The sequence below is a fragment of the Streptomyces sp. So13.3 genome (assembly GCF_005860785.2).
GTDB lineage: Bacteria > Actinomycetota > Actinomycetes > Streptomycetales > Streptomycetaceae > Actinacidiphila > Actinacidiphila fildesensis.
In genome coordinates this window covers 5516788-5529490 of the sequence record NZ_CP048835.1, presented here as the reverse complement: position 1 = coordinate 5529490, position 12703 = coordinate 5516788, and the positions used below count along the sequence as shown (strand labels likewise).

The 12703-nt window shown below is 72.1% G+C and carries 7 protein-coding genes; 4 read left to right on the top strand and 3 right to left on the bottom strand.

Going from position 1 to position 12703, the window contains the following annotated elements:
• Positions 1–262: 262 nt before the first annotated feature.
• Positions 263–4672 carry an FtsK/SpoIIIE domain-containing protein gene (locus tag C8250_RS24955; RefSeq protein WP_138355174.1) on the top strand — a complete coding sequence of 1470 codons (4410 nt, stop codon included), beginning with the start codon at positions 263–265 and terminating at the stop codon, positions 4670–4672.
• 69 nt (positions 4673–4741) lie between these two features.
• Here the strand turns inward: C8250_RS24955 and C8250_RS24950 are convergent, their stop codons facing one another.
• Complete coding sequence (locus C8250_RS24950; protein ID WP_138355173.1) at positions 4742–5593, bottom strand: menaquinone biosynthesis protein; 852 nt, start codon at positions 5591–5593, stop codon at positions 4742–4744.
• A gap of 256 nt (positions 5594–5849) precedes the next feature.
• On the opposite strand from C8250_RS24950, the gene C8250_RS24945 reads away from it, so the two are divergent.
• On the top strand, positions 5850–6053 hold the full coding sequence (locus C8250_RS24945; protein ID WP_014144190.1) for a cold-shock protein: 204 nt from the start codon (positions 5850–5852) through the stop codon (positions 6051–6053).
• 72 nt (positions 6054–6125) lie between these two features.
• Here C8250_RS24945 and C8250_RS24940 read toward each other — a convergent pair whose 3' ends face one another.
• Entirely contained in the window at positions 6126–8117 is a 1992-nt protein-coding gene (locus tag C8250_RS24940) for a long-chain fatty acid--CoA ligase (RefSeq protein ID WP_232484685.1), read from the bottom strand.
• 116 nt (positions 8118–8233) lie between these two features.
• Here C8250_RS24940 and C8250_RS24935 point away from each other — a divergent pair, with 116 nt between their 5' ends.
• Positions 8234–9259, top strand: coding sequence for an AraC family transcriptional regulator (locus C8250_RS24935; RefSeq protein WP_138355172.1), 1026 nt, complete (start codon positions 8234–8236; stop codon positions 9257–9259).
• 166 nt (positions 9260–9425) lie between these two features.
• Positions 9426–10625, top strand: coding sequence for a lipase family protein (locus C8250_RS24930; protein WP_244809346.1), 1200 nt, complete (start codon positions 9426–9428; stop codon positions 10623–10625).
• 75 nt (positions 10626–10700) lie between these two features.
• Here the strand turns inward: C8250_RS24930 and C8250_RS24925 are convergent, their stop codons facing one another.
• Entirely contained in the window at positions 10701–12602 is a 1902-nt protein-coding gene (locus C8250_RS24925) for an AMP-dependent synthetase/ligase (RefSeq protein ID WP_138355170.1), read from the bottom strand.
• Positions 12603–12703: the final 101 nt, after the last annotated feature.

Here is a 12703-nt window from a genome sequence, read left to right as displayed (position 1 = left end):
GGCAAAATCCTCCAAACCGCCGAGATCCACCTTCAATCGGTCAGGACTACCCATACTTCCCCCGTCGGTTCTGCTGCCGCCCGCCGCACGCGGCTTCCGCGTCCAATGCCCGTCAATTCTCTCACTCTTGACCCACCTACCGTCAGGACACCTCCTGGCGTGGGCCCGGTTCCGGCCGATGCGGCCGGTGCGTTGTCGGGCACCTGTTGCATGATGGTCAACAGCAAATACCAGTGGTGCTCAGTGGTGCAGGGGGACGGCAGTGGAACTCCAGCTCAGCGTGATCGACCCGGTCCGTGACGACCGTGCGGACATGCTGGTCGACGCCGACCCCGCGGCGCCCGTCGGCGCGCTCGCGGCGGAGATCGGCCGGCTGCTCGGACGTCCGGACGACGGACAGGGCCCGCCCGCCCTGCACATCAACGGCTTCCAGATCGACCCCGAGCTGAGCCTGGACGCCTCGCCGGTGCGTGACGGCGCGGTGGTCAGCGTCGCCGCGCCCGACGCCTGCCCGGCGCCCGACGCCCAGGGCACGGTGGAAGTACGGATCGTGGGCGGTCCCGACGCGGGCGGCGTGCACCGGCTCGGTCCCGGCGTCGCGGTCGTCGGCAGCGGGCCCGACGCGTGGATCCGGCTCAACGACCCGGCGCTGCCGCACTCCGCGGTGGAGGTGGACGTCGCGGTCGACGGGACCGTCACCGTCCACCCGTCCTTCGGCAGCTCCGCCACCATCGACGGCAAGCCGCTCACCGACGCGAGCCCCTGGCGGCCGCGCAGCGTCGTCGCCGCCGGACAGACCTTGCTGGAACTGAGCCTGCCGAGCTTCCCCGACACCGCGCTCAAGCCCTCCGAGGACGGCACCGGCCTCGACTACAACCGGCCGCCGCGCATCACCCCGCCGCCGCGGCCGACCAATTTCCAGCTGCCGAGCAAGCCCAAGCAGTCCGAGAACCGGCCCATGCCCTGGCTGATGGCGATCGTGCCGCTGTTCGGCGCGGTGCTCATGGCGATGATGATGCACCAGCCGCGCTTCCTCTTCATGGCGGTGCTCAGCCCGGTCGCCATGGTCGGCAACTACATGAACGACAAGAAGCACGGCAAGAAGTCGTTCCGCCAGACCAACGCCGACTACGAGACGCACAAGGAGTCGATCGAGCGGCAGGCCCGCAAGGCCATGGCCGCCGACACCGCCGCCCGCCGCACCCAGGCCCCGGACCCGGCCGAGGTGCTGGTCGCCGCGACCGGGCCGAGCCAGCGGCTGTGGGAACGGCGGCGCTCCGACCCGGACTACGGGATGCTGCGCGTCGGCACCGGCACCCTCCCCACCGAGGTCCAGGTCTCGGACCCGGCCCAGGAGGAGCACAAGCGCAACGAGGCCCGGAAGCTGTCCGACGTTCCGGTGACCGTCCCCATGCAGCAGCACGGTGTGCTCGGCGTCGCGGGCCGCGGTGAACTGCCGCGCGCCATCGGCCGCTGGCTGGTGGCCCAGGCCGCCGCCCTGCACTCCCCCGCCGATCTGCAGATCTGCGTGCTCACCGACCCCAGCGGCCGAGAGGGCTGGGAGTGGGTGCGCTGGCTGCCGCACGCCAGGGCCCGCGAGGGACAGTCCGCACTGGCCCTGATCGGCACCGACGCCGACAGCGTCGCCCGCCGGATCAGCGAACTGCTCGCCCAGGTCACCTCCCGCCAGGACGCGGCCCGCGAGGCCGGCTCCCAGCCCAACCAGGCCTGGGGCGGCCCCACGATCCTCGTCGTCCTCGACGGCTCCCGGCGGCTGCGCGCACTGCCCGGCCTCACCCAGGTGCTGCGCGACGGCCCCCGCGTCGGCATCCACCTCATCTGCCTCGACGCCGACCGCCGGCTGCTCCCCGAGGAGTGCCGTGCGCTCGTCGAGGAGGACTACTACGGGCTGCTGCAGGTCTCGATGGCCGGCGTCGAGCCGGTCTCCGGGGTGCGGCCCGACTGTGTGACCGCCGCGTGGGGCGAGCAGATGGCCCGCGCGATGGCCCCGATCCGCGACGTCAGCGGTGACGAGGGCGCGGCCCTGCCGGACTCCTGCCGGCTGCTCGACGTGATCGAGATGGAGCCGCCCACCGTCGGCGGCATCGCCGCCCGCTGGAGCATGGGCGGCCGCTCCACCCAGGCCGTGGTCGGCTCGTCCTTCGACGGCGCGTTCGCCATCGACCTGGTCCGCGACGGGCCGCACGGCCTGGTCGCCGGCACCACCGGTTCCGGCAAGTCCGAGCTGCTGCAGACCATCGTGGCGTCGCTGGCGGTCGCCAACCGGCCGGACGCGATGACGTTCGTCCTCGTCGACTACAAGGGCGGCGCGGCCTTCAAGGACTGCGTGAAGCTGCCGCACACCGTCGGTATGGTCACCGACCTCGACACGCACCTGGTGGAAAGGGCCCTGGAGTCGCTCGGCGCCGAGCTGCGCCGCCGCGAACACACCCTCGCGGCCGCCGGTGCCAAGGACCTCGAGGACTACATCATCGCGATGCGCACCAACCCGGGGCTCGCGGCGATGCCCCGGCTGCTCATCGTCATCGACGAGTTCGCGTCCATGGCCCGTGAGCTGCCCGACTTCGTGACCGGCCTGGTCAACATCGCCCAGCGAGGCCGTTCGCTCGGCATCCACCTCATCCTCGCCACCCAGCGGCCCTCGGGTGTGGTCTCCCCCGAGATCCGCGCCAACACCAACCTCCGCATCGCGCTGCGCGTCACCGACGCCAGCGAATCGTCCGACGTCATCGACGCCCCCGACGCCGGATACATCGCCAAGTCCACCCCGGGCCGGGCGTATGTGCGGCTCGGCGCCTCCTCGCTGCTGCCGTTCCAGTCCGGACGCGTCGGTGGCCGGCGCCCCGGCCAGGTCGCCACCAAGGCGCCCGCGCCGTGGACCGTGCAGATCGGCTGGGACGGCCTCGGCCGCCCGGTCCCCGAACGGCCGTCCGGTCCCCGTACCAACGACGACGACCTGCTGACCGACCTCGCCGTCCTCGTCGAGGCCATCCAGGGCGCCAACGAGCAGCTGGGGCTGCCGCCGCAGCACAGCCCGTGGCTGCCCGCGCTCACCGAGCGGATGGTCATCGACGAGCTGGAGACCCCGGTCAACGTCTCCCGCGACGGCCTGCTGCCGGCCCCGTACGCGGTCGACGACCTGCCGAGCGAGCAGGCGCGGCGCACCGCCTCCATCGATCTGACGACCTTCGGTCACCTGATGATCGCGGGCGCCCCGCGCATGGGCCGCTCGCAGACGCTGCGCACCATCGCGGGCTCGCTGGCCCGCTCCAACTCCTGCGCCGATGTGCACCTGTACGCGCTGGACTGCGGGAACGGCGCGCTGCTGGCGCTGTCCGCGCTGCCGCATTGCGGCGCCGTGGTCCGCTCCAACGAGGCGGACCGCGCGGTCCGGCTGATCGGCAAGCTCGCCGCCGAGGTGCAGCGCCGGATGGCGCTGCTCGGCGAGGGCGGCTTCACCGACATCAACGAGCAGCGGACGGGCGTCGCCGAGGCGGACCGGCTGCCGCACATCGTGCTGCTGCTGGACCGCTGGGAGGGCTTCACCCCGTCGCTCGGCGATCTGAACAACGGCTCGCTGACCGACACGATCTTCCAGCTGATGCGCGAGGGCGCGTCCGTCGGTATCCACGTGATCATGACGGGCGACCGGTCGCTGCTGCTCGGCCGGATCTCCACCCTCACCGAGAACAAGATCGCGCTGCAGCTCAGCGACTCGGGCGACCTGTCCCTGATCGGCCTCAACCCGCGCAAGATCCCCGCGAAGATCCCGCCGGGCCGGGCGTTCCGCGCGCAGGGCGCCACCGAGACCCATGTGGCGCTGCTCACCGAGGACCCCAGCGGCCAGGCCCAGTCCGCGGCCCTGCACGCCATCGGCGCCGCGGCCAAGGACCGGGACAGCGCCGTACCGCGCTCCCGCCGGCCGTTCCGGGTCGATGTGCTGCCCTCCCGGATCGAGTTCGAGGAGGCGTGGGAGATGCGCGACCCGCAGGAGATGCAGGCCATGCGCGGCGGCGGCCGGCTCTGGTCGATGGCGGCCATCGGCGGCGACCAGCTGACCGTGCTGGGCCCGAACCTCGCCGAGGGCACGCCCGCCTTCGTCATCGCGGGCCCGGCCCGCTCCGGGCGCAGCACCGCGCTGCTGACGATGACGCGCTCGTTCCTCACCGCGGGCACCCAGATCATCCTGGCCACCCCGCGCCGCCAGTCACCGCTGCGCCGTCTCAAGCACGCCCCGGGCGTCGTGGGCTTCTTCGGCACCGACGAGATCACCACGGCGGAACTCCAGGAGGCGCTGGCCCGCTTCAGCGGCCCCGGCGTGATCATCGTGGACGATGCGGAGCTGCTGCGTAACTGCGAGGCGGGGGACGTCTTCCAGTCCGTGGTGCGCAACGCGACCGGCAAGGACATCGGTCTGGTCATCGCGGGCGACGCGGACGACATCTGCGGCGGCTTCAACGGCTGGCAGGTCGAGATGAAGAAGGCCCGCCGCGGCCTTCTCCTGTCCCCGCAGAACATGTCGGACGGCGACCTGGTCGGCGTCCGGCTGCAGCGCGGCTCCATCGGCCAGGCCATCCAGCCCGGCCGCGGCCTGCTGCACCTGGGCGACGGCGAGGTCCGCACCGTCCAGGTCCCGCTGACCGCCCTGTAACAGCGGTCGCTCGGGGAGCACCGGTCACTCCGGGCGACAGCGGTCGCTCCGGTCCCGGGAGGCGCGTGGTCAGAGCAGTTCGACGCGCGCCTCCTCGGGGAAGCCGACGCGACGGGCGAACTCGGCGATGCCGGTGAGCTGCCCGGCGCCGAGGGAGAAGTCGAGCGTCGTGAAGTACCGGCTCAGCAGCTCGGAGTCGAAGGACTCCCAGCGGGCGGCCTGCTCGGCGACCTTGTCGACCTCCTCCAGCGAGAGGTCACGCGAGGCGAGGAACGCGCGGTGCACCTCGCGGACGGCCTCCGGCTCGCGCGCGAAGTAGTCGCGGCGGGTGGCCCAGACGGCGAAGACGAACGGCAGCCCCGTCCAGTCCTTCCACATCTGGCCCAGGTCGTGCACCTGCAGGCCGAGCCGGGGCGCGTCGTGCAGGGAGGCCCGCAGGGCCGCGTCACCGATGAGGACGGCGGCCTGTGCCTCCTGCATCATCAGCGACAGGTCGGGCGGGCAGCTGTAGTACTCGGGGCGCACCCCGTACCGCTCGGTGAGCAGCAGCTCGGCGAGGCGCACGGAGGTCCGGCTCGTGGAGCCGAGGGCGACCCGCTGGCCGTCGAGCTGGTCGAGCGGCAGTTGGCTCACGATGACGCAGGACATGACGGGGCCGTCGCAGCCGACGGCGATGTCCGGGAGCGCCACCAGTTCGTCGGCGTGCCGCAGGTACTCCATGAGCGTGACGGGAGCGACGTCCAGGTCCCCGCGCACCAGCTGGGCGCTGAGTTTCTCCGGGGTGTCCTTGGTGAGTTCCAGGTCGAGGAGGGCTCCTGTCCTGGCAAGCCCCCAGTACAGGGGCACGCAGTTCAGGAACTGGATGTGGCCGACCCGCGGACGGGTCCGGCCGCTTTCGGCGTCAGGTGCAGATTTGTCCACATCAGGAGGCTAGTCCTGGTCCTTGCGGATCTTGTGGCCGGGCGGCGGAACAGCCCCTGGAAGGGCCTCGAAAGGCCGATCTTGAGACCCTTCCCCACCCCTGAACCTGCGTGCTACTCTCCTCGCAAGTTGCAGTTTGGTTTCCCTTGCAGTACAGAGCCTGCGGAGCATGTGACCCCGTAGGCTTTTGTAGTTTTCAGACTTCGCAGTTGCAGGTTCTGGAGCAGGGCAACCCTTTGGGCCCAAGGAGGGCTTTATGGCTACCGGAACCGTGAAGTGGTTCAACGCTGAAAAGGGCTTCGGCTTTATCGCCCAGGACGGCGGGGGCCCCGACGTCTTCGTTCACTACTCCGCGATCAACGCCGCTGGGTTCCGCTCCCTCGAGGAGAACCAGCAGGTCAACTTCGACGTCACCCAGGGCCCGAAGGGCCCCCAGGCGGAGAACGTAACCCCGGTCTGATCGACGGGATCGCCTCACAGCATTGCCAAGGAGCCCCGCACCGGTTGTGCGGGGCTCCTGCCTTTCCCGCCGCTACCGCGGGCCCGGCACGGGTTCCGGAGTTTCCCGGCCTTCCCCGCTTTCATCGCGTTCTGTGCTTTCTCCGCGTTCCGCACTTTCCACGTGTTCCGGGCGTTCCGCCAGCTCCGCGTAGAGCGCGTCGATCCGGTCCCGGTACCGCTCCGCGACCACCGAGCGGCGGAGCTTCAGCGTCGGGGTGAGTTCACCCGCCTCCACCGACAGATCCTCGTCGAGAATCACGAACGCCCGGATCCGCGCCGGCCGGGCGACCTGCTCGTTGGCCGCGTCCACGATCTCCTGCACCAGGGCGTGCACCTCCGGGTGCCGGGTCGGGCGGGCGCCCAGGATCTTCTTGGTGCGCGACGCCCAGCCGATGATCTCGTCCGGGTCCAGGGTGAGCACCGCGACCGGGTACGGGCGGCGGTCGCCGATCATCACCGCCCGGGAGACGTAGCGGGACTGCTGGATGGCGAACTCGATCTGGGTCGGGGTGAGGTTCTTGCCGGCCGAGGTGATGACGATGTCCTTCTTCCGGCCGGTGATTGTCAGATAGCCGTCGGCGTCGAACGCGCCGAGGTCCCCGGTGTGCAGCCAGCCGTCGGAGTCCAGCGCCTCGGACGTCGCGTCCGGGTCGCCGTGGTAGCCGGGGAAGACGTTGGCGCCCCGCGCGAGCACCTCCCCGTCGTCCGCGATCCGCACCTCGCAGCCGTCGATGGGCCGGCCGACCGTGCCGTGCCGGAAGTCGGTGGCGTGGTTGACGGCGATGATGCCGCCGGACTCCGTCATGCCGTACCCCTCCAGGACGGCCAGCCCGCAGGCCCGCAGAAAGTCCATGGTCTGCGGGGCGATGGGCGCGGCTCCGGTGGTCGCCCAGCGCAGCCGGCCGCCGAAGACGGCGCGGACCAGGCTGAAGAGCGCGGCGTCCGCGGCGTCGTAGGCCTCGCGCAGCTCCGGCGGCAGCTCCTCGCCCCGGTCCCGCAGCTCGGCCGCCCGCACGCCGAGCGCGACGGCCGCCCCGAACCGTTCCCGGCCGCCCTCCTGCGACTCCGCGAGCGACAGCACCTGGGAGTGCACCTTCTCGAACAGTCGCGGCACGGACGGCAGATGGGTGGGCCTGACCTCGGCGAGCTCGGCGACGATGCTCTCGATCCGCCCGCCGAAGAAGCACAGCGCACCGCCGACCAGCAGCGTCGTGAACTGGATCAGCTGGGCCAGCATGTGGGCGAGCGGCAGGTACAGATACGTGGTGTCGCCGGGGAGGCCGCCCTCGATGTGCGGCACGGTGGCGTCCTGCACGGCGCCGAAGTTGCCGTGGGTGAGCCGGCACCCCTTGGGCATCCCGGTGGTGCCGGAGGTGTAGACGATGGACGCCAGGTCCTCGGGCTTGCGCGCCCCGGCACGGGCCAGCAGTTCGGCGAGCAGATCGTCGTCCAGCGGGGCGGGCGTCCCGGCCGAGCCCTCCGCCACCGTGTCCTCCGCGGCGATGCCGCCCGCCGCGGTGCCTTCGGCTGCGGTGCCTTCAGCCGCAGCGCCTTGAGCCGCAGTGCCCGCCGCCAGCCCGTCGAGCTCGCTGAGCACCAGGACCTGCCGGAGCTGCGGCAGCCGGTCCCGCAGCCGCTCCACCTTGGCGGCCTGTCGGTCGTCCTCGCAGAGGATCACGGAGGTACCGGAGTCGCTCAGCACCCAGGCGACCTCCTCGTCGCCGGCCGTCGGATAGACCGGCACGATGACCGCGCCCGCCGCCAGCGCGGCGAGGTGCGCGTACGTCCACTCCGGCCGGGTCTCGGACAGGATCGCCAGCCGGTCACCGGGCTCGACGCCGAGCGCGACGAGCCCGCAGCCGGCCCGCCGTACGGTGTCGCGCAGTTGCGTATAGGTGATGTCGCGCCAGCCGCCGCCGGCGCGGAAGCGCAGTGCGGGACTGTCGCCGTGCCGTTCCGCCACCCATTCCGCTGTCAACGCCAGCGTCCCTGGCCGATCGGTCTGCGGTGCCATGGTGCCCATCGCGCGCCTCCCTTGGTCGTGTAGCCATGACGCTATGAAGCACGGGGCCCCACGAAGATGACACGAACCGTCACACGGGTTGACCCTGCCGCTCAGCGGGAGCACCGTTGAGTGTCATGGGCACGCATACGATCACGGTGCACCGGGTCAGAGCGGCGTTACGCGGTGCCCAGCGGCTCGGCATCGACACCGCCCCGCTGCTCCAACGGGCCCAGATCGCACCCCTGTTGCTCGGCGACGACCGGGCCCGGGTGACCGACGCCCAGTTCACCTGCCTCGTCAAGGAACTGCACCGGGCCACGAACGACGAGTTCCTCGGCCTCGGCCCCGCGCCCAGCCCGCGCGGCACCTTCGCCATGATGTGCTGCACGGCCCTGGGCGGCCGTGACCTGGGCGCCGCGCTGGACCGGGCGGTGCGGTTCTACGGGCTGTTCCCGAGCGGCCCCGCCCTCGCCGTCGGCGCGTCGGACGGTGTCGCGCGCTTCACCGTGCGCGGCGAGCTCACCGACGACCCGGACCACTTCCTCTCCGAGTGCCTGGTCGTCATCTGGCACCGGCTCTCCAGCTGGCTCGTCGGCAGCCGCATCCCGCTGCTGCGCGCCGAGTTCGCCTATCCGGCGCCCCCGCACCGGGCCGAGTACGACCTGCTCTTCGGCTGCCCGGTCCGCTTCGGCGCGGAGCACACCGGCGCCTCCTTCGACGCGCACTGGCTCGACGCCCCGCTCATCCAGGACGAGTCGGCGCTCGGCGAGCTGCTGCGCCGGGCCCCCGCCGACCTGCTCAGCCGGCGCGACTACGGCACCACCGTCACCGAACAGATCCGCCGCACCATGGCCCGCGCCCTGATCACCCGCACCCGGCTGCCGGAGGCCCCGGAGATCGCGGCGCGGCTCGCGGTCAGCCCCGCGACCCTGCGCCGCCGGCTGACGGCCGAGGGCACGTCCTTCCAGCGGCTCAAGGACTCCGTCCGCAGGGACGCGGCCATCGCCGGGCTCAGCGAGGGGCACGAACCGATCGCCCAACTGGCGGCGCGGCTCGGATTCTCCGAGGACACCGCCTTCCACCGGGCCTTCCGCCGCTGGACCGGAACCACCCCCGGCGCGTACCGCCATGCGGCCCTCGGGGCGCATCCCTCGGAGTGAGGCTCCCGCGCCGGGTCCCCTGGCGCGAGCGCCCGGAGTGAATCCTTTGGGATGAATGCGGTTCCGGGTCAGCAAAGGTGAGCGGCGTGGTCAACGCCGGGGCTACCCGCAAGTCACTACGGTCCCTGTACCCCACACCTTCCACCGTATTGATGGGAGAGCCGCAGTGCAGAGCACCGTACGACGCATCCGGCACACCGTCCTGGCGGCCCTGGCCGCCCTGGCACTGACGACCGCACTGACCGCCGCCGCAGCCCCGGCCGGAGCAACGACAACGGCGGCCCATGCCGCCGCGTCCGCCACGTCCACCGGGCAGCCCGGCGACATCGTCAGCGCCGAGCCGAGCCGCTTCATGCCCAACCCCCTCGTCCTCACCAGCACCAGGGCCTGGAAGATCCGCTACCGGTCCACCACCGCCACCGGCGCCCCCAACGTCGTCTCCGGCACCGTCCTCGTCCCCGACGACGGCCGCACCGGACAGCGCCCCCTCGTCACGTACGCCGTCGGCACCGTCGGCCTCGCCGACAGCTGCGCTCCCTCCCGCGGCTTCCCCACCGGGACCACCGCCGAGGGCAGCCTCATCTGGCAGGCGCTGCTGCGCGGCTGGGCCGTCGCGGTCACCGACTACGAAGGGCTCGGCACCCCCGGCACCCACACGTACACCGTCGGCCGGGCCGAGGGGCAGGCCGTGCTCGACGCGGCCCGCGCCGCCGAACGGCTGCCCGGCACCGGCCTGAACGCCGACACGCCCGTCGGCATCATGGGCTACTCGCAGGGCGGCCAGGCCTCCAGCTGGGCCGCCGAGATCCATGACTCCTACGCACCCGACCTGAACGTCAGGGGCACCGCCACCGGCGGCGTCCCCGCCGATCTCCTCAAGGTCGCCGACTTCAACAACGGCGGCGTCGGCGCGGGCCTGATCCTCGCCGCGGCCGTCGGCCACGACGCCGCGTACCCGGCGCTCGACCTCGCCAAGTACCTGAACGACAACGGCCGGTCGGTGGTGAACATCGTCAAGACGCAGTGCGTCGCCATAGACGCCATCGCCGGTCTCTTCCAGCGCATCGACCAGGTGACCGTCAGCAACCCGCTCTACCAGGCCGACTGGCAGAGCGCGCTGCGCGCCGACGCGCTGGGCACCCACGCGCCCGACGCCCCGGTCTACCTCTACCACGGCGTCATCGACGAGCTGATCCCCTACACCGTGGGGCAGCAGCTGCGCGCGGACTGGTGCGCGAAGGGCGTCGACGTCCAGTGGCAGTCGATGCCGCTCGGCCACATCACCGGAGCCATCGCGGGTTCACCCTTCGCCATGGCCTGGCTCGCCGACCGCTTCGCCGGCCACCCCACGGCGGGCAACTGCTGACCGGGGTCGTTCACACGCCGGCGCCGGCCGGACCGGGGAACCGGTCCGGCCGGCGCCGGCACATCACCACGGCCGTCACCGCTTGCGGTAGAGATCCTCGATCTCCTTGGTGAAGTCCCTCGCGACCGCCGCCCGCCTGAGCTTCATCGACGGCGTCAGATGCCCCGACTCCTCCGTGAACTCCACCGGCAGCACCCGGAAGCGCCGGATCGACTCGGCCCGTGACACCGAGTCGTTCGCGTCGTCGACGGCGTGCTGGATCTCCGCGAGGAGCTCCGGGTCCTCGGCGAGCTGCGCCGGACGGACGCCGTCGCGGTGGTGCATCCGGCGCCAGTGGCTGAGGCCGTCCGGTTCGAGGGTGATGAGCGCGGCCACGTAGGGGCGGTTGTCGCCGACGACCATGCACTGCCCCACGAGGGGGTGCGCCCGGAGCCGGTCCTCCAGCGGAGCCGGGGCGACGTTCTTGCCGCCCGCGGTGATGATGATCTCCTTCTTGCGGCCGGTGATCGTCAGATAGCCCTCGGCGTCGAGCTCCCCGATGTCGCCGGTGGCGAACCAGCCGCCGTTCACCGGGTGATACGCCCCGACCCGGCCGTTCCAGTAGCCGCCGAACACCATGCCGCCGCTGAGCAGCACCTCGCCGTCGTCGGCGATCCGGACGGCGGCACCCGGCAGCGGCCAGCCGACGGTGCCGAGCCGTGGCCGCAGGGGTGGGGTGACGGTGGCGGCGGCCGTGGTCTCCGTCAGCCCGTAGCCCTCGAAGACCACGACGCCCGCGCCCGCGTAGAAGGCGGCGAGGCGGCGGCCGAGTGGTGAGCCGCCGCAGATCGCGTACCGGACCTTGCCGCCGAGGGCGGCGCGGATCCGCCGGTAGACGAGCGGGTCGTAGAGCGCGTGGGCGGCCCGCAGCCCGAGCGAGGGCCCGCGCCCGGTGCCGGACTGCTGCGCCTCCAGGGCCTCGCCGTACCGCCGCGCGATCGAGGCGGCTCGGTCGAAGGAGGCGGCCCGGCCCATGGACTCGGCCGTGGCGCGGCCGGTGTTGTAGACCTTCTCCAGCACGTACGGGATCGCGAGCAGGAACGTCGGCCGGAAGCCGGCGAGGTCGGCCAGCAGATCGTCGGTGGCGATGCTGGGCGCGTGGCCGAGCTTGACCCGGGCCCGCAGACAGCCGACGGCGACCATCCGCCCGAAGACGTGCGACAGGGGCAGGAAGAGCAGCGTCGAGGCGGGCTCCTCGCTCACCGACTTGAAGACGGGGTTCAGCAGCTCGATGGAGTTGTCGACCTCGGCGAAGAAGTTGGCGTGCGTGAGGATGCAGCCCTTGGGGCGTCCGGTGGTGCCCGACGTGTAGATGAGGGTGGCGACGCTGTCGGGTCGGAGGCCGCCGCGCCGCCCCTCGATGAGGATGTCCGGCAGCTCCCGCCCCTCGGAGATCAGCTGGGAGATGCCGCCCGCGTCCAGTTGCCACAGATGCCGCAGCCCGGTCAGCTCGCGGCGCCGCCCGCTGACCAGCCGGGTCTGCTCGACGCTCTCCACCGCGCAGGCCACCGCCCCGGAGTCCGCGAGGATCCAGGCGGCCTGCGCGGCGGAGGACGTCGGGTAGATGGGGACGGTGATGAGGCCGGCGGCCCAGGCCGCGAAGTCCAGCAGCGTCCACTCGTAGGTCGTCCGCGACATGATCGCGAGCCGGTCGCCGGGGCGCAGCCCGGAGGCGATCAGCCCCTTCGCCACCGCGACCACCTCGTCGCGGAACGCCGTGGCCGTGATGTCGCGCCAGGCCCCGCGCTCGTCCTTACGGCTGAGGACGGCCTCCTGCGGAGCCTCCACCGCGTTGCGGAACGGGATGTCCGCGAGGCTCCCGGCGCTCTCGGGCGGTACGAGAGCCGGCACGGACGCCTGCCGGACCGAACCGCCCGAGACGACGAGATCCGGTTCCACGGCGACGAGTTGGGACGGTATCGGGCTCTTACGGGACATCAGGGGCTCTCCTGGTTCGCGGAATCGTACGGCGGCTCGCGCTACGCGGATCGGCGGCGTTCAGGGCGGCATCGGGCGGGGACGAGGTCGGTTTCAGGGCA